General features: G+C 66.7%; 16 protein-coding genes. 13 read left to right on the forward strand and 3 right to left on the reverse strand.

Annotation, left to right across the window (positions count from 1 at the left end):
• Window positions 1-726 precede the first annotated feature (726 nt).
• The 10 genes from J0M27_RS19890 to J0M27_RS19935 all read left to right on the forward strand — a co-directional run bounded on the left by J0M27_RS19890 (window position 727) and on the right by J0M27_RS19935 (window position 11,337).
• Entirely contained in the window at window positions 727-1,311 is a 585-nt protein-coding gene (locus J0M27_RS19890; RefSeq protein ID WP_294995999.1) for a hypothetical protein, read from the forward strand.
• 174 nt (window positions 1,312-1,485) lie between these two features.
• Window positions 1,486-1,659 carry a DUF4160 domain-containing protein gene (locus tag J0M27_RS19895; protein ID WP_294996039.1) on the forward strand — a complete coding sequence of 58 codons (174 nt, stop codon included), beginning with the start codon at window positions 1,486-1,488 and terminating at the stop codon, window positions 1,657-1,659.
• Window positions 1,619-1,888 (forward strand): DUF2442 domain-containing protein, encoded by a 270-nt coding sequence (locus J0M27_RS19900; RefSeq protein ID WP_294996002.1) that lies wholly within the window; start codon window positions 1,619-1,621, stop codon window positions 1,886-1,888. Before J0M27_RS19895 ends, J0M27_RS19900 begins: the two co-directional genes overlap by 41 nt.
• 378 nt (window positions 1,889-2,266) lie before the next feature.
• Window positions 2,267-2,761 (forward strand): hypothetical protein, encoded by a 495-nt coding sequence (locus J0M27_RS19905; protein WP_294996004.1) that lies wholly within the window; start codon window positions 2,267-2,269, stop codon window positions 2,759-2,761.
• A gap of 108 nt (window positions 2,762-2,869) precedes the next feature.
• Window positions 2,870-4,003 carry an ATP-binding protein gene (locus tag J0M27_RS19910; RefSeq protein ID WP_294996006.1) on the forward strand — a complete coding sequence of 378 codons (1,134 nt, stop codon included), beginning with the start codon at window positions 2,870-2,872 and terminating at the stop codon, window positions 4,001-4,003.
• 165 nt (window positions 4,004-4,168) lie between these two features.
• Window positions 4,169-4,840 (forward strand): TetR/AcrR family transcriptional regulator, encoded by a 672-nt coding sequence (locus J0M27_RS19915; RefSeq protein WP_294996008.1) that lies wholly within the window; start codon window positions 4,169-4,171, stop codon window positions 4,838-4,840.
• Between the two features lie 15 nt (window positions 4,841-4,855).
• Window positions 4,856-7,195 (forward strand): acyl-CoA dehydrogenase, encoded by a 2,340-nt coding sequence (locus J0M27_RS19920; protein WP_294996011.1) that lies wholly within the window; start codon window positions 4,856-4,858, stop codon window positions 7,193-7,195.
• Between the two features lies 1 nt (window position 7,196).
• Entirely contained in the window at window positions 7,197-8,486 is a 1,290-nt protein-coding gene (locus J0M27_RS19925; RefSeq protein WP_294996014.1) for an acetyl-CoA C-acetyltransferase, read from the forward strand.
• Window positions 8,487-8,503: 17 nt separating this feature from the next.
• Window positions 8,504-9,373, forward strand: coding sequence for a MaoC family dehydratase (locus J0M27_RS19930; RefSeq protein ID WP_294996018.1), 870 nt, complete (start codon window positions 8,504-8,506; stop codon window positions 9,371-9,373).
• Window positions 9,370-11,337, forward strand: coding sequence for a 3-hydroxyacyl-CoA dehydrogenase NAD-binding domain-containing protein (locus J0M27_RS19935; RefSeq protein WP_294996020.1), 1,968 nt, complete (start codon window positions 9,370-9,372; stop codon window positions 11,335-11,337). Before J0M27_RS19930 ends, J0M27_RS19935 begins: the two co-directional genes overlap by 4 nt.
• Here the strand turns inward: J0M27_RS19935 and J0M27_RS19940 are convergent.
• Both J0M27_RS19940 and J0M27_RS19945 read right to left on the reverse strand, forming a co-directional pair.
• Window positions 11,334-12,206 (reverse strand): methylated-DNA--[protein]-cysteine S-methyltransferase, encoded by an 873-nt coding sequence (locus J0M27_RS19940; RefSeq protein WP_294996022.1) that lies wholly within the window; start codon window positions 12,204-12,206, stop codon window positions 11,334-11,336. The two genes, J0M27_RS19935 and J0M27_RS19940, sit on opposite strands and share 4 nt — an antisense overlap.
• Window positions 12,199-13,092, reverse strand: coding sequence for a DMT family transporter (locus J0M27_RS19945; protein WP_294996025.1), 894 nt, complete (start codon window positions 13,090-13,092; stop codon window positions 12,199-12,201). Before J0M27_RS19945 ends, J0M27_RS19940 begins: the two co-directional genes overlap by 8 nt.
• 237 nt (window positions 13,093-13,329) lie before the next feature.
• On the opposite strand from J0M27_RS19945, the gene J0M27_RS19950 reads away from it, so the two are divergent.
• The 3 genes from J0M27_RS19950 to J0M27_RS19960 all read left to right on the forward strand — a co-directional run bounded on the left by J0M27_RS19950 (window position 13,330) and on the right by J0M27_RS19960 (window position 18,520).
• Window positions 13,330-13,725, forward strand: a complete 396-nt coding sequence (locus J0M27_RS19950; RefSeq protein WP_294996028.1) for an acyl-CoA thioesterase — start codon at window positions 13,330-13,332, stop codon at window positions 13,723-13,725.
• Between the two features lie 116 nt (window positions 13,726-13,841).
• Entirely contained in the window at window positions 13,842-16,487 is a 2,646-nt protein-coding gene (locus J0M27_RS19955; RefSeq protein WP_294996030.1) for a response regulator, read from the forward strand.
• Between the two features lie 38 nt (window positions 16,488-16,525).
• Window positions 16,526-18,520 carry a flagellar assembly protein A gene (locus J0M27_RS19960; protein ID WP_294996033.1) on the forward strand — a complete coding sequence of 665 codons (1,995 nt, stop codon included), beginning with the start codon at window positions 16,526-16,528 and terminating at the stop codon, window positions 18,518-18,520.
• Here the strand turns inward: J0M27_RS19960 and J0M27_RS19965 are convergent.
• Window positions 18,486-19,512: DMT family transporter (locus J0M27_RS19965; protein WP_294996036.1), on the reverse strand; the 1,027-nt coding region annotated here is incomplete at its 5' end. The genes J0M27_RS19960 and J0M27_RS19965 overlap by 35 nt on opposite strands.

Raw genomic sequence — 19,512 nt, forward strand, 5'->3', positions numbered from 1 at the left:
ATCTGAGCGAACTGCACACGACCGCACGCAACAAACTCAAGAGCGCTCAAAAGCGCCCCTCGATCATCGCCGCTTGCTGGATGCAGGCTACCTTGTGGTGATGTCATGAATTACGGAAGTCTCAATAGGTGACGTTGAGTCTGCGCAAATCTCTTCTTACCTCAGAAGGACGCGCAGCATTTATTCAGAAGTAGATATTATGATTGTGGCTCATCATGGGGCAGATAATGGTTTCACTACCTCCACGTTTCTCAAGACTGTGAAGCCGACGTTCGCTATTGCCACTTCGAACTACGGGAATCAGTTCGACCATCCAAAACCAGAGATAAGGGAGCTTTTGGACAAACACGAAGTGCGACTCTTTACAACCAAAACTGGTGACGTAATTGTCAGGTCCATTGGTAACCACACGGGTCAGTTTGAGGTTATTAATCTCAAGGCCGGAAGCACTGAGATATCTAGTCGCCATTTGGGGCAAGCTCGAAAGGGTAAGTACCTAAGAAACAACGAAGACACCCTGCGGGATCGTCAAACAACGCACAACAGAGGGCCCAAGCGTTGAGGCAACAATAGGAGACATTTGCCGTTGTTCTTGATGACTTCAGCATTTCGAACCATCTGGGGTCGACGTGATTTAGTTTTGTGAGAGCGCATTCGCCGTCCCACCAGCGACCGAAGGAAGTCCCTGTGGGGCGCCGACTTTCAAGTAGCTATCCTGGAGCGAGCATGCCCTACCAAATCACTCCCGAACACCTCGCCGCCATCGCCGGGAAACCCACGCGGCTCATGCCTGGCCTGGCCGAATGGTTGAACGCAACCTGTCCGCTCTACGAGATCGACACGCCGCAGGAGTACTGCCACTTTCTCGCTCAGGCCTGCCACGAGACGGATCACTTCATGACCCTGCGCGAGTATGCGTCGGGTCGCGCCTACGAGGGGCGCGCCGACCTCGGCAACACGCAGGCAGGCGACGACGTGCGCTTCAAGGGGCGTGGCATCTTCCAGACCACCGGGCGCGCCAACTACCTGCAGCTCGGCATCAGGAAGGGTCGACGCGACCTCTTCATCAACACCCCGGAACTGCTCGAACAGCCGGAGTTTGCGGTGTGGAGCGTTTGCGAGTTCTGGCAGACGCGCGGCCTCAACGACGTCGCCAACCATGCCGACAGCGACGTGCTGAAGAAGAAGTATCGGCGCCAGATCATCGACGTCTCCCCGGTGGAGTACATCGGCATCACCATCAATGGCGGCTACAACGGCATGGACGAGCGCAAGAAGTTCTACGCCATTGCGCAGCAGGTACTGGTCTAGGCGCCCGCCGCCCCGATTGCCGTGCCAGCAGCGACCGAGGGAAGTTCCAGTGGGGCGCCGAGTTTCTGAATTTGATCCGTCCGACTTTCAGCGCGTATCATTTCATCCATGAGTCCAACCATATTTCGCAAGGGCGGCTTCCGGTTCTACTTCTTCTCACGAGAAGAACCGAGAATGCATGTCCATGTTCAGGGGCAGAACGGTGAGGCGAAGTTCTGGCTTGAACCCGCAATCGAGGTTGCCCAACACACCGGTTTGTCCCGGCGAGAAATCAGCGAGGCTCTTCGCCTTGTTCAGGAGCATGAAAATGACATTCGCAGCGCTTGGTGCAGGCATTTCCCCAGCTGAAGTCACCAACATCTCCCAGCATGGTTTCTGGGTCTTGCTGGATTCGGAGGAATTGTTTCTTCCGTTCGCCGAGTTCCCGTGGTTTCGTGATGTGGCAATTGGCAAAATCCTCCATGTCGAACTGCCATCGCCCAATCATCTTTACTGGCCGGAACTGGATGTCGACTTGGCGGTTGAGTCCATCCGGCATCCCGAGCGTTTTCCGCTCGTCAGCCAAGCCAAAGCCTGAGTTTCAGAACAGATCGGCGACATTTGACTTCCGCAGTTCTGTGACGGCGTATTGCATAAGTACGTGGCACCCCGTTCCGGTTTCGCTTGCCGGTGCCCAGTGCAATAGGGGTCTGCAATAGGGGGCAGAGATATTTGACATCCCGCCGCTCTGAGCCGGCATTCATGAACGCATGCGTGGCTGGCCATTTTCGTCGCGCTTGCCCGTACCCACGCCACGGGGCGTTGAGCAGTAGAAAGTCGGCCCCGGCGGCACGGTACGCATCGAGGTCTTCCCATGCCGCGCGCGGACGCTGTCTATACTCGGGGTCGTGATCGCGTTCGCCGGCGGCGACATCGCGCGATCGTCCGTCTTGCCATTCCAGCCAAAGGCCCTGCCATGCACCCTATCCACGACGTGGATGTACTGCTCCTGATGTCCACCGCGCTCGCCACCAAGCGGCGGCCGGCGGAGCTCGTGGAAATCATGGCGGCGATGCATCTGCTGCGTGGCTCGATTCCGCTCGACGTGGATGTCGCCGCGTCCTTCCTGCGGCTGTCCACGGAGGGCTTGCTGGTCGAGGAGGCGGGCGGCTACACGCTGACGGCGGTGGGGGTGGCGCTGATGGGCGGGGTGCGTAACAAGCGCAAGGCGGAAACCGCGGAGCGCCTGCTCGCGATTCGCCAGGAGCTTGCCGCCTACCGGCCGAAGGCCGAGGGGCAGCCTATCCGTCTGGCGACGGAAGCCGTCAGTGCCGCGATCCTTGCGCACCGCAATTTTCTCAAGGCCCCGGGCCGCAACATGCTGGTGCCCAAGCCCAAGGCCGCCACGGACAAGCCCAGGCCGCCCGGCCAGTGGCGCCGGCTCGACGGCGGCAAGCGCGCCAAGCGCTGAGTCCTCCGGGCTGCGGCGTCACCGCGCAAGTCGTTCCCGGTGCCGACTATTTTCCAGTGAATTGGAAAATAGTCTTGACTTGCTTCCAGTGGACTGGAAAATAGTCGGATGGAACGCGCGCTTGCCCCATTCATCCAGGCCGATCTGGCACGCAAGATGGTCTTTCTGTCAGGCCCCCGCCAGGCCGGAAAGACCACGCTGGCGCGTGCCCTGGCGGAAGCCTGGCCGGGTGCGCAGGTCTTGAACTGGGACGTTGCGGCGGACCGGCGCGTAATGCTCGACCAGAGCTGGTCGCCGGCGGCCGGACTGGTCGTGTTCGACGAACTGCACAAGATGGCGGGCTGGAAGGCCTGGCTCAAGGGTGTGTTCGACGGCCGCCGCGATGGACAGGCGCTACTTGTCACCGCCAGCGCGCGGCTGGATACCCTGCGTCAGGCCGGAGAATCGCTTGCAGGTCGCTACTTTTCCTGGCGCCTGCATCCGGTCACGGTCAAGGAATGGGTGGCGATATCAGGCGCCACTCCCGAGGCGGCACTGGCGCGCATCCTCGAACGCGGCGGCTTCCCCGAGCCGTTCCTGGCCGACGCGGCCGGGGATGCGGAGCGCTGGCGGACCCTGTACCTCGACGGCATGATCCGCGATGACATCCTCGAATTTTCGCGCGTGGCCGAGATTCGCGCCATGCGCGTTTTCGTCGACATGCTCAGGAGCCGCGTCGGATCGCCGCTGTCGCTGGCCTCGCTGGCGCGCGACCTGCAGATATCGCCGACTACGCTGGGCCGTTACCTTGAAATCCTGGAGGCCTTGCACATCGTGTTCACGGTGCGGCCCTTCCACCGCAACATCGCGCGCGCCCTGCTCAAGGAACCGAAGGTCTATTTCTTCGATACCGGCCTGGTGCAGGGCGACGAGGGAATCCGTTTCGAGAATGCCTGCGCCACGATGCTGCTGCGCCATACCCACTTCCTGCAGGATGCCGCGGGTCGCGCCATGAGCCTGAACTATGTGCGCGACAAGGAAGGGCGCGAAATCGACTTCGTCCTCTGCGAAAGCGGCGAGCCCCTCGGCTTCGCCGAATGCAAGCTGAGCGATCCGGTGGTACCGCCCTATTTGGGGGCCATCGCCGAACGCTTCCCGGGCGCCGGGGCAAACCTGCTGGTGCGCCACCTGCGCCAGCCGGAACTGCGCGGGCGCGTCGCCGTCGAGCGCGCGGCGGACTGGCTGGCGCGACTGGCCGCCTGAGGCGGTTTCCCATTGCAGGACGCACCCTGAAGCCGCGCGGCGGCATGCCGGCAGATGCCGCGCCGCAACATCAAATTAGAGTAGGTCCTCTTGACGCGCACAGCCTCGAATGTCAGGATTCAAACATTCGTTTGAAACCATCGTTTGCCGGAGGCCCGCCGTCCCGTGGAAACCGACACCCGCACCCGCATCCTCGATGCCGCCGAGAGCCTCTTTGTCCGGCACGGCCTCGACGCCACCACGCTGCGCATGATCACCGCCGAGGCCCAGGCCAACCTGGCGGCGGTGAATTACCACTTCGGCTCGAAGGAGGCGCTGATCGAAGCCGTGTTCCGCCGCCGCCTGACCTGGCTCAACGAGCAGCGCATCGCCGCCCTGACGGCTTTCGAGGCGGAGGCCAAGGGCGCGCCGCTGAAGCCGCGGCAGATCGTCGAGGCCTTCTTCGGCGTCGCCATCCGCATGGCGGCGGACCGGAACGGCGGCCAGACCTTCATGCGCCTGCTCGGTCGCACCTACACCGAGCCCACCGATTTCATCCGCACATTCCTCGCCGAGGAATACGCCGAAGTCATCGCCCGTTTCAAGGCCGCCTTTTTCAAGGCCCTGCCCGACGTGCCGCAGGAGGAGTTCCTCTGGCGCTTCCATTTCATGATGGGCGCGCTGTCCTATGCGATATCCGGCGCCGATGCCCTGCGCATGCTGGGCCCGATCGACGACACCGACCCCGATGCGCTCTACGCGCGGCTGATGAGCTTCCTCATCGGCGGCCTGCGCGCGCCCTTGCCCGAAGTTTTAGCCAAACCCGCCAGGAAGCCGCGCGCCAAGCGCGCCGCCTGACACTAGGAGACCGCCATGACCTGGTTGCTGATTCTCATCGCTGCCGCCGCTACCGTCCTGCTTTTGCCGCCGCTGCGCCGCGCCGTCCTCACCGGCCCCATCTTCGCCCTCTACAAGAAAATGCTGCCGGCCATGTCGCAGACCGAGCGCGAGGCGCTGGAAGCCGGCACCGTCTGGTGGGAGGGCGAGCTCTTCTCCGGCAAGCCCGCCTGGCAGAAGCTGCTGGACTACCCGCAACCGAAGCTGACCCCCGCCGAGCAGTCCTTCCTCGACAACGAGTGCGAGGCGCTGTGCGCCATGTCCCACGACTGGGACACCACCCAGATCCACCACGACCTGCCGCCCGAAGCCTGGGCCTACATCAAGGACAAGGGCTTCCTCGGCATGATCATCCCGAAGCGCTACGGCGGGCTGGAGTTTTCGGCCTACGCCCATTCGATGGTGGTGCAGAAGCTGTCCACGCGCTGCTCCGCCGCGGCGGTGTCGGTGATGGTGCCGAACTCGCTGGGCCCGGCCGAACTGCTGCTGCACTACGGCACCGAAGAACAGAAGGACCACTACCTGCCGCGCCTGGCCAAGGGCCAGGAGATACCCGCCTTCGCCCTGACCAGCCCGCAGGCGGGGTCGGATGCCGCCTCGATTCCCGACCTCGGCATCGTCTGCAAGGGCCAGTGGCGGGGCAAGGAGGTGATCGGCATGCGCGTCACCTGGGACAAGCGCTACATCACGCTGGGGCCGATCTGCACCGTGCTCGGCCTGGCTTTCCGCCTGCAGGACCCCGAGCATCTGCTCGGCGACAAGGACGACCTCGGCATCACCTGCGCCCTGGTGCCGACCGGCCATCCCGGCGTGAACATCGGCCGCCGCCACTTCCCGCTCAATGCCGCATGGCAGAACGGGCCGAATTCCGGCAAGGACGTCTTCATGCCGCTGGACTGGATCATCGGCGGCCCGGCCATGGCCGGCCAGGGCTGGCGCATGCTCATGGAATGCCTGGCGGCGGGGCGTTCGATTTCGCTGCCCTCGTCCAACACCGGCATGTCCAAGCTTGCGGTGCGCGCCACTGGCGCCTATGCGCGGGTGCGCAGCCAGTTCAAGACCGCCATCGGCCGCTTCGAGGGCATCGAGGAACCGCTGGCGCGCATGGGCGGCAAGCTCTATGCGATGGACGCGGCGCGGACCATGACCGCCGGCGCCATCGACCTCGGCGAGAAGCCCTCGGTGGTCTCGGCCATCGTCAAGTACCACGTCACCGAGGGCGCGCGCCAGGTGGTCAACGACGCGATGGACATCCTCGGCGGCAAGGGCATCTGCCTCGGCCCCAACAATTTCATGGGCCGCGCCTACCAGCAGATCCCGGTGGCGATCACCGTCGAGGGCGCCAACATCCTGACCCGCAGCCTGATCATCTTCGGCCAGGGCGCGATCCGTTGCCATCCCTATGTGCTGAAGGAAATGGCGGCGGCGAAGGAGGCCGACGCGAAAAAGGGCCTGCGTGATTTCGATGCCGCGTTCGCCGCGCACCTGTGGTTCATCTGGACGCGCGGCTTCCGTTCCTGGAGCATGGGCCTCACCGGTTCCAACTTCGCCTCCGTGCCGGTCGAGGTGGCGCCGGAAACGCGCCGCTACTACCAGCAGCTCTCGCGCTTCTCGGCCGCTTTCGCCTTCCTCGCCGACGTCTCGATGTTCGTCATGGGCGGCGACCTCAAGCGCAAAGAGAAGCTCTCGGCGCGCCTGGGCGACATCCTCTCGCTGATGTACCTGGCCTCGGCCACGCTCAAGCGTTATGAAGCCGACGGCCGCCAGGCCGCCGATGCGCCCTTGATGCACTGGGCGATCTGGGATGCCATGTTCCGCATGCAGAACGCCTTCGAGGGCGTGATCTCCAACTACCCGAACCGCTACATCGCCGCGCTGCTGCACTGGTACATCTTCCCGCTCGGCCGCCCCTACGAAGTGCCCTCCGACAAGCTTGGCCACGAAGTCGCGCAGTTGCTGATCGAGCCTTCCGCCACGCGCGCCCGCCTCACCGACGGCATGTTCGTGCCGAGGGATGAGGCGGATGCGGTCGGCGTCATCGAACTGGCGCTGGAAGCCACGATGGCCGCCGAGCCGATCGAGGCGCGCATCCGCAAGGCGGTGAAGGAGGGAAGAGTCGGCGCTGGCGACACGGCGAGGCAAGCCGCCCACGCCTTCGAGGCCGGCGTCATCACCGCCGAGGAACATGCCCTGTTGCAACGCCGCGCCGTGCTGCGCGATCGCGCCATCGCCGTCGACGATTTCCCGCAGGATTTCTCGGTCGAGAAGGTGACGCCCGCGCCGACCCGGCCCGAAGCCCTGCGCAAGGTCGCCTGAAATGAAAAAGTTCGAACCCGTCTACATCATCGATGGCGCGCGCTCGCCTTTCCTCAAGTCGCGCAACGTCCCCGGCCCCTTCTCGGCTTCGGACCTGGCGACGATTTCCGGCCGCGCCCTGCTGGCACGCCAGCCCTTCGCCCCGGAGAACCTCGACGAAGTCATCGTCGGCTGCGCCGGGCCCAGCGTGGACGAGGTCAACATCGGCCGTGTGATTGCCCTGCGCCTGGGTTGCGGCAACAAGGTGCCGGGCTGGACGGTGATGCGCAACTGCGCCTCTGGCATGCAGGCGCTGGATTCGGCCATCGCCAACATCCAGAACGGCCGCTCGCAATTGGTGCTGGCCGGCGGCGTCGATGCGCTGTCGCGCACGCCGCTGCTCTACTCCGACAAGATGGTGATGTGGTTCTCGCGGATGGCGCAGGCACGCAGCCTGGGTGCCAAACTCGGCATGTTCGCCAAGCTGCGCTTGGGCATGCTGCTGACCCCGGTGATCGGCATCGTCAAGGGCCTCACCGACCCGGTGGTGAACCTGATGATGGGCCAGACCGCGGAGAACCTGGCCTGGAAGTTCGGCATCAGCCGCCAGCAGATGGACGAGGTTTCGGTGGCCAGCCACAAGAAGGTTTCCAATGCACAGAAGGCCGGGCACTTCGACGAGATCGTGCCGCTGATCGATGCCAACGGCAAGGTGTATGCCGAGGACGACGGCGTGCGTCACGATTCGAGCATGGAGGGCTTGGCCAAGCTCAAGCCCTTCTTCGACCGCAAGTACGGCAAGATCACTCCGGGCAACAGTTCGCAGATCACCGACGGCGCGGCCTGGCTGCTGCTGGCATCCGCCGAGGCGGTCGAAAGGTACAAGCTGACGCCGATTGGCAAAATCACCGACACGCAATGGGCCGGCCTCGATCCGGCGCAGATGGGCCTGGGCCCGGTGCATGCGGCGACACCCATCCTGCAACGTCACGGATTGGGACTCAACGACCTCGACGCCTGGGAAATCAACGAAGCCTTCGCCGCCCAGGTCATGGGCTGCGTCAAAGCCTGGGAAGACCCGGCCTATTGCAAGGAAGAACTCGGCCTGGCCGCGCCGCTCGGCACGCTGGACCCGGCAAAGCTCAACATCGACGGCGGCGCCGTTGCACTGGGCCACCCGGTCGGTGCCTCCGGTACGCGCATCGTGCTGCACCTGCTGCATGTCCTGCGCCGCGAGAAAAAGCAGCGCGGCATGGCGGCGATCTGCATCGGTGGCGGCCAGGGCGGCGCGGTGCTGGTGGAGGCCGCCTGAGGCGTGGCCTTGCGTCCGTGTCCGTTCGGCTCGACTACCGCAGCAAGCCGGGCTTCCTCGGCTTCATGGCGCAGATGTGGCGGCCCAAGCGCCGCTTCGATGCCGGCGCCGGCTTGCCCGACATCGTCGCCACCTGGCGCGGCCAGCGTTACTCGCCGCGCGAGCTCGCCGACTTCTTCACGCTTTCCGGCTTGCCGGCAGGCGCGGACCTTTCCATCCTCCATCCGCACACCGCCAGCTTCCCCATGCTGATGGCAATGCTCAGCCACCCGGCATTTCCGCTGCCGATCTGGCGCGTGCTGCAGGTGCGCAACCGGATGACGCAGCATGAGGCCATCGCCCCGGATGCCGCACTCGACCTGACGGTGCGCACCGGCGAGCTGCGGGTCCTCGACAAGGGCATCGAGATGGATCTTTGCGTCAGCGCCGAAGCGAACGGCCGCGTCGCCTTCGAGGCCGTGAATACCTTTTACTCCCGCGGCCGTTTCGGCGCGGCGCAGGCCGAGGCACCGCCAAACCCGGTGCCGGACGGCGGGCCCGTCGCCGAATGGCAGATGCCGGCGCACGGACGGCTTGGCTACAGCCGCCTTTCCGGTGACTTCAATCCGCTGCACCTGCATGACGGCTATGCGCGCCGCCAGGGCTTTGCCCGAGCCTTTGCCCACCCGCAGCGGGCCATCGGCCAGTGCCTCGCCCACCTCGGCGCCGCACGGCATGCGGCAATGAGGCTGGAGACGTGGATCAAGGGGCCGGTGTTCTATGGCGCGAAGCTCGCCTTGCGCGCCGAGACCCGTCCCGGGAGCGGTGTGTTCGCGCTGCATGTGGATGGCGACGAGCGCCCGGCCATCGTCGGCCGCTATGAAGTTTTTGACAAGGATTCGACATGAGCAAGTTCAAGCACTGGAAACTCGAACGCGAGGCAGGTGACGCCAATACGGGCATCACCTGGGCCATCCTCGACACCGCGAATTCCTCGACCAACACGCTGGGCGCCGAGGTGATGACCGAACTCGGCCTGATCCTCGACGAATGCGAGAAGATCCCGCCCAGGGGCCTGGTCTTCAAGTCGGCCAAGGAGGCCGGCTTCATCGCCGGCGCAAACATCGAGGAATTCACCTCGGCCGACACGCCGGAGAAAGCGCGAACGCTGATCCAGCGCGGCTGGGATGCCTACAACCGCCTCGCTGCCGTGCGCTATCCGACACTGGCGCTGGTGCGCGGCCACTGCATGGGCGGTGGCACCGAACTGGCGCTGGCCTGCCGCTACCGCATCGCAGTCGATGAACCCGGCACCAAGTTCGCGTTGCCCGAGGTCATGCTCGGCATCGTCCCCGGCTGGGGCGGCATGCTGCGCCTGCCGCAGATCGTCGGCCCCGCCGCCGCGATGGACATGATGCTGACCGGCAAGAACATCGACGCCAAACGGGCGAAGAAAATGGGCCTGGCCGACGAATGCGTGCCGCCGCGCGTCATGGAAAACGCCGCGCGCATGCTGGTGCTCTCCGGCAATGCGCCGCGCCAGGACAAGCTGCCCTTGCTGCAGAAGCTGATGAACGGCCCGCTCAAGGCCATGGTCGCCAGCGGCGCGAAGAAGCAGGTCGCAAAGCGCGCGCGCCAGGAACACTACCCGGCGCCCTATGCCATCATCGACCAGTGGCAGAACTACGGCGGCAACACGCTGGCGGTGCCGGCCGACAAGCCGACCTCGCTCGACGCGCTGGTCAATCATCCCACCACGCGCAACCTGATCCGCGTCTTCTTCCTGCAGGACCGGCTCAAGGGTTTCGGCAAGGATGCAAAGAACTTCGCACCGCAACGTGTGCATGTGGTCGGCGCCGGCGTCATGGGCGGCGACATCGCCGCCTGGTGCGTGCTGCGCGGCATGACCGTGACCCTGCAGGACCAGTCCGTGGAGCGCATCGCGCCCGCTGTCGGCCGTGCCGCAAAATTCTTCGAGAAGAAGCTGCGCGACAAGAAGCTCGCCCGCTTCGCGCTCGACCGCCTGATCGCCGATCCGAAAGGCGAAGGCGTGCGCCAGGCCGATGTCATCATCGAGGCTATCTTCGAGAACCTCGACGCCAAGCAGGCGCTCTTCGCCGACATCGAAGCGCGGGCGAAGCCGGAGGCCGTGATCGCATCGAATACCTCGTCGCTCAAGCTGGCCGACATCGCGGCGACCTTCAAGGATCCTACGCGGCTGGTCGGCATCCACTTCTTCAACCCGGTGGCGATGATGCCGCTGGTCGAGGTCGTGGCCGGCGAGCGCACCGCGCCCGAGGTCGCGCAACGCGCTGCCGCCTTCGTGCGCAGGATCGACAAGCTGCCGTTGCCGGTGAAGGACGCGCCGGGCTTCCTGGTCAATGCCGTGCTCGGCCCCTACATGAACGAAGCCATGAAGTGCGTCGACGAAGGCATCGCGCCCGAGGCGATCGACGCCGCGCTGGTCGCCTTCGGCATGCCCATGGGCCCGATCGAACTCGCCGACACCGTCGGCCTCGACGTTGCCGTGCATGCCGGCAAGCAACTGGTCGGCGATGCCTCGCCGCCGAAGAAACTGGTCGAACTCTTCGAGGCCGGCAAGCTGGGCAAGAAGTCCGGCCAGGGTTTCTACGCCTGGGTGGATGGCAAGGCGCAAAAGTCGGGAGTCGGCCCTTCGACAAGCTCAGGACAGGCTACTGGCGACACGGCGATTCTGGCCGAGCGCATGCTGAAACCCCTGCTCGATGCCACGCAGCGCCTGGTCAGGGAAGGCGTGGTGGCCGATGCCGAACTGGCGGACGCCGGCGTGATCTTCGGCACCGGCTTCGCGCCTTATAGCGGCGGGCCGATGAACTACCTGGCGAACCGCTAAGCGGACCGCCCCAGTTCCCAGGCGTGCAGCGCCAGCTTGCGGTCCACGCCCCAGCGGTAATTGCTGCAGCCGCCGTCGTCGCGGATCACCCGGTGGCAGGGAATCAGCCAGGCGATGCTGTTGGCGGCCACCGCCGAGCCGACGGCGCGCGCCGCGCGCGGCATGCCCAGGTGGCCGGCGAGGCGGCCGTAGGACACCAGCGATGACGGTGGTATTTTCAGCAGCGCTTCCCAGACCTTGATCTGGAAGTTGGTGCCCTTCAGCAGCAGGTGCAGCCTGCCCGGCGCCGGTGTCGCGGGAAAGACGCGTGTCGCCAGTTCGGCGGCGCCGGCGTCGTCGCGGACGAAGTCCGCCGCCGGCCAGTCCGCGCGCAGGACCGCCAGCTTCGCCGCGGCATCGGCGTCGACGAAAGCCAGATGACATACGCCGCGCGTGGTCCAGCCGAACAGTGCTTCGCCCAGCGGCGTGCCGGCGAAACCGTGGCGTAGCACGACGCCCGCGCCCCGGGCGCGGATTTCGCCCGGCGTCAGCGCTTCGCAACTGACCATCAGGTCGTGCAGCCGCCCCGGCCCCGAGAGGCCGGCGTCCAGCGCCGCGTCGAGCACGCCGGTCGAGGCGCGCAAGGCCGCTCGCGCATGCTCCTTGGTCAGGTATTGCAGGAAGCGCTTGGGCGAAAGCCCGGCCCAGGCCGAGAACAGGCGCTGCAGGTGGAACTCGCTCAAGTGCGCGGCAGCGGCGACCTCGGCCAGCTCCGGCTGGCGCGCGGCATGGGCGCGGATGAAGGCGATGGCGCGCGCCACCGCCTCGTACTGGCGCCGCTGTTCGTCGCCGGGTTCGGCGAGCACGGTGTCGAGTGATGGATCAGACATTCGCGGCCTCCTTGCGCAGGGTCAGCAGGCGCGGCGAAAAGCCGGTGACCAGCGCCGTGCCGGCGATCACCACGGCACCGCCAGCCAAGGTGTGCCAGCCGACCGCCTCGTCGAGGAAGAACCAGCCGAAGCCGGTGCCGAACAGGGGGATCAGGAAGGTCACGGTCAGCGCGGGCGCGGCGCCGATGTCCGCGATCAGGCGGAAGTAGAGCAGGTAGGCAACGCCGCTGCAGACCACGCCGAGGGCGAGCACGGCCAGCGCAATGCCGGGCGTCGGTGTGGCGTTCGGCGGGAAGGCCAGCAGCAGGGGCCCGATCAGCAGGCTCGCCGCCCACATGCTGCCGTGGGCATTGGCGAAGGGCTCCACGGTGCGGGCGGTCTTCGCGTAGTTGCTGGCGACGGCGTAGCACAGCGCCGCCGCCAGCGAGGCGACGATGGCGACGCCGGCGCCGGGTTCCAGGGCGACGCGATCGAAGCCGACCAGCAGGCCGATGCCGGCGATGCCCAGCGCCAGTCCGGCCAGCGTGCGGCCCGCCAGCGGCGCCTTCTGCCAGACGACGGCAATCAGCGCGCCCCACAGCGGCGAGGTGGCATTGAGTATCGACAGCATCGCCGCCGAAAGCGTCAGCGCGGCATAGCCGAAGAGCAGGAAGGGCAGCGCCGAGTTGAAAAGGCCGACGAACAGGTAGTGGCGCCAGTGTGTCCGCCAAGCCAGCGGCCGGCGCAGCAGCAGGGCGACCACAGCGAGGAAGATCGCCGCCAGCAGCACCCGCGCCTCCATCAGCGGCACCGGTCCGAGTGCCGGCGCGCCGACGCGGATCAGCAGGAAGGAACCGCCCCAGATGGCGGAGAGCAGCAGCAGGTGAAGGAGGCTGGCGACAGGCATGGGGTCATTATTGCGGACCGGGTTCGACCGCGCCACCCGATTCTTGCGCAAGAGTGATGTCTCCGGTTTGGCCGGAGACGGTATCCCTTGCGGACGGCGCTGGGCGTAGCGGGGGTTTCGCGGAGCACTGCTCCGCGCCCGCGTAGCCGCTCGGCTATGGAGAGCCGACCGCGGAGGGCACGGCGACGCGGCTCCTCCGCCCTATACTGGCGGCCTTGACAGCAGGGGAGAATGGCCATGGGCCATGAAGGCGTGAAGATTGCAGGGCGCGAGCCGGTGCTGCGGGTGATGCCGATGCCGGCGGACATGAACGGCAATGGCGACATCTTCGGCGGCTGGGTCATGGCCCAGTGCGACATCGCCGCCGCGATCCCGGCCATGCGCCTGGCGCGCGGCCGCATCGCCACGGTCGCGGTGAATTCCTTCCTCTTCAAGCAGCCGATCTCGGTCGGCGACATCGTCAGTTTCTATGCCGAGGTGGTCAAGGTCGGCCGCACTTCGATCACCGTCGATATCCAGGTCTATGCCGAACGCAACCCGACCCACCCGGTGGTGGTCAAGGTCACCGAGGCGCAGTTCACCTACGTCGCGATCCACGACGACGGCAGCAAGCGCGAGCTGCCGCCGGCCTGAAGCAGACGGCATCGATGCCTGCCCGGCCTGTACCGGCCGGCCGCTGACGGCGTAAGATAGCGTGATCGGCAATCAACGACCGAACGCCATTCCGCCAGCGCCATCATCCACGGGCCATGAACCAGAACGACCAGACAGGCGTCAACACCGACGACGAGATCGAGGCGCAGATCTCCTGGGAGCCATCGATCGTTTTTTTCAGGCTCGCCATCTACGCTTTGCTCGTGGGCGCCGCGGTCACGCTTCTGGTGATTCGTATCCTGGCGCCGGATCAGCCGATACGAATCATTGGCCCGGCAATGGTAAGCGTGCTGGCCCTGGCGGGTTGGTATCTGCTTGCTCGGGGCAACATACGTTCCGCCGTCACCCTGATGGCATGGGGCGGGTGGACATCCGTGGCGGTGATATCCATCTTTACCGGCGGCGCGCGCGCGCCGATTGTCGTGGCCTTCCCGATCGTCATCATGATGATCGGGTGGTTGATCAGCGTGCGCGCGGCGGCAGCAGTGGCGACGCTAACCGCATTGGCGATGTTTGGTCTGGTCCGGGCGGAGGCCTTGGGCGTTCTGCCGCCGCCGCCGCCTTTCCTGCCAGCCCTTCATGGCGCAGTGCTGGCCGTGGCCGGTGCATTGTCGGCCGCCCTGGTCACGTTTTTTGTACGCGCCTACCTCAACCGGCTACGGGAATTGCGGACGCTGGGCGAGGACCTCGCCCGGCGTGGTGCGGAGCTCGAAGCCAACCGTGCCGACCTCAACCGGGCGCAGGCGGTCGGCAAGATCGGCAGCTGGACCTACGACATCGCCCATGACCGGATGATCCTGTCGGCCGAAACCAGCCGCATCTTCGGCCTGCCGGAGGGCATCGAGGGCAATCGTGCCAGCTACCTGGCGCGGACCTGGGCGGCGGATCGCGAGACCGTCGATCGCGCCTGGCAGGACGGACTACGCAGCGGCAGCTTCGATCACGAGCATCGCGTGGCGATCGGCAAGGAGGCGCGCTGGATCCGCCAGAAGGCGGAATTCGAACTCGGCCCGGATGGCAAACCGGTGCGCGCGGTGGGGGTGACCCAGGACATCACCGAGCGCAAGGCGATCGAGGCGCGACTGGCCGACTACCAGGCGCACCTCGAGGAACAAGTCGCCGCGCGCACCGTGGAACTGGCGTCGGCGCGGGATGCGGCGGAAGCGGCCAACGAGGCGAAGAGCCGCTTCCTGGCCAACATGAGCCACGAGATACGCACGCCGCTGAACGCCATCATCGGCCTGACGCACATGATGCGGCGGGCGGAAGCGACGGCGGAACAGGCGGAACGCCTGCGCAAGGTGGACGAGGCGGCGGAACATCTGCTGGCCATCCTCAACGATGTGCTCGATCTGTCGAAGATCGAGGCCGGCAAGGTCGAGCTCGAGCAAACCGACTTTGCCCTGGAGTCGGTGCTCGACCATGTCGTCTCGATGAACGCCGCCGCGGCGCGCACCAAGGGACTTGAGATCCGCATGGACAGCGGCGAGGTGCCGCGCTGGCTGCGCGGAGACCCGACGCGATTGCGGCAGGCCCTGTACAACTACGTAAGCAACGCCATCAAGTTCACCGAGCGCGGTAACGTGACGCTGCGCGCGCGCTTGGTGCAGGATGGCGGCGACAGCCTGCTGCTGCGTTTCGACGTGGCCGACACGGGCGTCGGCATCGATGCGGACAAGATCGGGGAGCTGTTCCACGCCTTCGAGCAGGCCGACAGCTCGACCACGCGCAAGTATGGCGGCACCGGGCTGGGCCTGGTGATCACGCGGCGCCTGGCGCAGCTGATGGGTGGCGAAGTCGGCGCCGACAGTACGGTGGGCGTGGGCAGCACGTTCTGGTTTACCGCGCGCCTGCGGCGCGGGCTAGGTTCCATTCCGGCCGCGGTCACGGCCGCCGGCGAAAGCGCGGAAGTCCGGCTGCGGCACGGCCATTCCGGGGCGCGCTTGCTGCTGGCCGAGGACAACGCCGTCAATCGCGAAGTGGCGCTCGACCTGCTGCACGCTGCCGGCCTCGATGCCGACATCGCGGCCGACGGTCGCGAAGCGGTCGCCAGGGCGGCGGCGGTCGCCTATGACCTGATCCTGATGGACATGCAGATGCCGCACATGGACGGGCTCGATGCGACGCGGGCCATCCGCCGCTTGCCGGGGCGCGAGCAGGTACCGGTGGTGGCGATGACGGCCAACGCCTTCGACGATGACCGGCGCGCCTGCACCGCGGCGGGCATGAACGATTTCGTCGCCAAGCCTGTTAATCCGCGGGATCTCTACGCGATGTTGCTGAAATGGCTGCCGCCTGCCCCGCAGGCGCCGGGGTCGGCGATCCCGCGCCCGATGGCGGCGGCAGCACCGGCGACGCAGGACCGGGTCGGGCAGGAATGGGCGGCGGTCGCCGGTCTCGACGCGGCGCTGGGCATCGCCTCGATCGGCGGCGACGAGGCGATGTACGGGCGCCTGCTGAAACTGTTTGCCGATACCCACGCCGGGGATCCGCAGCGACTGGCCCTGGCCGTGGCGGCCGACGACGCTGCCGCCGTGAAAAAGGTGGCGCACAGCCTGAAAGGTTCGGCCGGCGCGGTGGGAGCCACCGCGGTGGCGGCCAGCGCAAGCGCGCTCGACGCCGCACTGCGCGCCGGCGCCGGCGTGAGCGAGGTCGAAGACGCCGCCGCGTCGCTGGCCGCGCAGCTTGCGACGCTGATCGGGGATTTGGGCGGATCGCCGGTCGCGGCGCAGGTTCAATGATGCAGCCGGAGCGATCCCCGGCCCGGGCGATGCGATAGATGGCGCGCGAGGAACACCATCCCGCCCTGGCGCCGACACCGTCGGCGGACGAACTGGGCGCCGGCATTTCCGTCGGCGACATCCCGCTGCCGGACTTCATCACGATGGACGGCGCCGGCGTGCGCGTCCATGTCGCGTTCATGGACGAGCCGGCGCAGTTGAAGCGCTTCGTCGACCGGGTCTTCGGCGCTGGGGCCTACTTCGTCGGCCTCGACCACGCCGCGCTGTCGGGCCTGCTGTACGCCAAGGCGCCGGCGGAAGCCGGTGCCAAGAGACGCCCGCCGTTGCGCATCGCAAGTGCGCTGGCGGCCTTTGCGCCGGAGCGGCGGGAGCTTTACAAGAAGGCCAAGTCGATCGACGATGGCGCCCGCATCGAATACCTGTTCGAGCCGGCCCGGCTGGAACGCGTGGTCGAGCTTCCCCTCTTCGGCGAGCAGGACGCAAGCGGGCAGCCGGTGGTCACCGGCTACGAAAGGCAGGTCCGCTCGGAGCCGACCCGGCTCGACGAGGACGAGTTCATCGCCGCGATGTGGACCCAGGGCATACGCAGCGGCATCGACATCGCGGCGGTGCGTGCCGCGATCGCGTCCGGGCGCGTGGAACGGGTCGACATCGCGCGCCGCGTCGATCCGTCACCCGGGGCCGATGCGACGGTGCAGGAGCAGACCGACCTGCTGCACCGCGACGATTCGCCCTCGATACTGCCCAGCGGCAAGATGGACCTGGGCCATTTCAAGAACCACTTTCCGCAGGTGACGGCCGGCACCCACCTGTTGCAGAAGCAGCCGCGCAGGCTCGGCGAATCGGGTCTCGACACGGACGGCACGGTGCTGGAGCCGGACCTGCCGCGCGATTTCGAGCTGGAGGACATGGCCGGCCCCGGCACCCGCGTCGAGCGCACGGCCAAGGGCGAATTCCTGGTTGCGGTGCATGACGGCTTCCTCAACATCGACAAGAAGACCCACCAGATATCGATCACCGAAAAGATCGTCAATCGGGAAGGCGTCAGCCAGCGCACCACCGGCAACCTGCAACTGGTCGGTGACGAGTACGAGGAACACGGCGAGGTGCAGGAGCAAAGGCTGGTGGAAGGCCGCCACATGAGTTTCCATGCCGACGTATTCGGCGAGATCGTTTCCTGTGGCGGCAACGTGCATCTGCACGCCAATCTGACAGGCGGCAGCGTGAAGAATCCGGGCGGCGTGACCCGGTTCGACGGCCGCGTGTCGCGGGCCGTGATCGAGGCGCGCGGCGGCGAGCTGCAGGCCAACCATGCCGAGGGCAGCACCCTGGTTGCCGCCACGGTGCGGCTGGGCCGCGCGGTGGCCTGCGACATCGTGGCCGAGGAGGTCGAGATCGACGAGGCCCTGGGCTGCACCATCGCCGCGCGCCGTGTTTGCATCAAGCGCGGCGGCGCGCGGCGCGACACGGAAACCCTGGTCACGATCGGCGTTCCGGACTATGCCGAGCTCGACAAGCGCCGTGCCGAACTGGAGAAGGAGGTCGGCGCCATCAGGAAGCGGCTCGCCGGCAAGCAGCAAATGCTCGATGCGTGCATGGCGCCCGCCGAAGTGAGGAACTACCTGGCCGCCGCAAAGCGCATCCACGACGGCGGCATCACGCTCAGCGAAGCCCAGGCCGCGCAGTGGCGACAGATGACGCAGAAGTTCGCCAAACCCCTGGCCGAGATCCAGGCGCTGCGCCAGGAAATGGACAAGCTAGCAGCCGCCATGGCGGCACCGGACGAGCAGCTCGCCGAACTCGATGTGCGGCGCGAGCAGGCCGCTGCGGACATTCGCTGCGAGGTGGCGCAGGTGGTCGGCGAGGTAGCCGTGCAAACCGCCGCGCTTGCGCCGGATGCCGCCGTGTTCGGCGCGATCGAGACGGCGAAGCTGAAGCAGGCGTTGCGCGACACGCGCATCGTGCGCCAGCGTCTGTTCCGCGCCGCCACGGGCAGCTTTACCTGGAGCTGGAAAGCGCCCGCGGCGACTTGAACGCTTCGTTGGCGGCCAGTGCCGCCAGCACCAGGGCGCCGCCCGCCAGCGTGCTGTCGGCCGGCACCTCGCCGGCGCCGAGCCAGGCCAGCAGCACACCGAAGATCACTTCCAGCAAGGCCAGCAGCGCGATTTCCGGCGCCGGCAATTCGCGGCTCAGACGCACCACCAGCAGGCAGGGTATCGCCAGTTGCACCGTGCCGAGCAGCGCCAGCAAGCCGATGTCATGGGTCGACGCCTGCAGCGGCCAGGCCAGCGGCAGCGTGGCGGCGGCCGAGAGCGTGGCGCCGAGCAGCACCGCCGGCAGCATGTCCTGCCTTTCCCCGCCCGCCTGCGCGACTCCCGCGCGCTGCTGCAGCAGCGTGAAATTGGCCGCGGCGGCGAGCGGCACCCCCAGCGCCACCAGGCTGCCCAGCAGCGAGGTGCCCGAGGTGGTGTTGCTGGCGGCTTCGGCGCCGAACATCCAGGCGATGCCCAGCCCGGCGACGCCGATCGCGATCCAGGTTCGTGCCGGCAGCCGGTGGCCGAGAAACAGCCGCGCGGCCAGCGCCGTCAGCAGCGGGCCAGTGGCCATCGCCACCAGCACGTTGGCGACGCTGGCCAGGGTCAGCGCCACCATGAAGGCGGTATACATCACCGCCCAGCACAGCCCGGAAAACCAGATCACGCGATTGCCGGCGAGGATGTCGCGCCACAGTGCCGCGCCGCGCAGCGGGACCAGCAGTACCAGCAGTGCCAGCGCGTTGAACAGGCTGCGCCAGAAGGTGACCTCGAAGCTGCGCGCAGCCTCGAGGTGGCGCGTGACGACGCCGGCAATGCTCCACAGCAACGTCGCCAGCACCATCAGCACCACCGCCCGCCGGTGCGACATGCCGTCGCTGCCGTCGCGCCGGCGCCGACTATTCGCCGGGCTCACGCCTCGCCGGAAAGTCGGCGCTCCATGGGGACTTCCTTCAGCCGCCGGCGCGGCGGCGCGGCGGCGGCCCGCGGCG

The sequence above is a fragment of the Sulfuritalea sp. genome, assembly GCF_017302275.1.
Classification (GTDB): Bacteria; Pseudomonadota; Gammaproteobacteria; order Burkholderiales; family Rhodocyclaceae; genus Sulfuritalea.

Coding starts and splice junctions, on each gene's coding strand:
- J0M27_RS19890 (WP_294995999.1), top strand. CDS start 727: ATGCCCTACCAAATCACTCCCGAACACCTCGCCGCCATCGCCGGGAAA.
- J0M27_RS19895 (WP_294996039.1), top strand. CDS start 1,486: ATGCATGTCCATGTTCAGGGGCAGAACGGTGAGGCGAAGTTCTGGCTT.
- J0M27_RS19900 (WP_294996002.1), top strand. CDS start 1,619: ATGACATTCGCAGCGCTTGGTGCAGGCATTTCCCCAGCTGAAGTCACC.
- J0M27_RS19905 (WP_294996004.1), top strand. CDS start 2,267: ATGCACCCTATCCACGACGTGGATGTACTGCTCCTGATGTCCACCGCG.
- J0M27_RS19910 (WP_294996006.1), top strand. CDS start 2,870: ATGGAACGCGCGCTTGCCCCATTCATCCAGGCCGATCTGGCACGCAAG.
- J0M27_RS19920 (WP_294996011.1), top strand. CDS start 4,856: ATGACCTGGTTGCTGATTCTCATCGCTGCCGCCGCTACCGTCCTGCTT.
- J0M27_RS19925 (WP_294996014.1), top strand. CDS start 7,197: ATGAAAAAGTTCGAACCCGTCTACATCATCGATGGCGCGCGCTCGCCT.
- J0M27_RS19935 (WP_294996020.1), top strand. CDS start 9,370: ATGAGCAAGTTCAAGCACTGGAAACTCGAACGCGAGGCAGGTGACGCC.
- J0M27_RS19940 (WP_294996022.1), bottom strand. CDS start 12,206: ATGTCTGATCCATCACTCGACACCGTGCTCGCCGAACCCGGCGACGAA.
- J0M27_RS19945 (WP_294996025.1), bottom strand. CDS start 13,092: ATGCCTGTCGCCAGCCTCCTTCACCTGCTGCTGCTCTCCGCCATCTGG.
- J0M27_RS19950 (WP_294996028.1), top strand. CDS start 13,330: ATGGGCCATGAAGGCGTGAAGATTGCAGGGCGCGAGCCGGTGCTGCGG.
- J0M27_RS19955 (WP_294996030.1), top strand. CDS start 13,842: ATGAACCAGAACGACCAGACAGGCGTCAACACCGACGACGAGATCGAG.
- J0M27_RS19960 (WP_294996033.1), top strand. CDS start 16,526: ATGGCGCGCGAGGAACACCATCCCGCCCTGGCGCCGACACCGTCGGCG.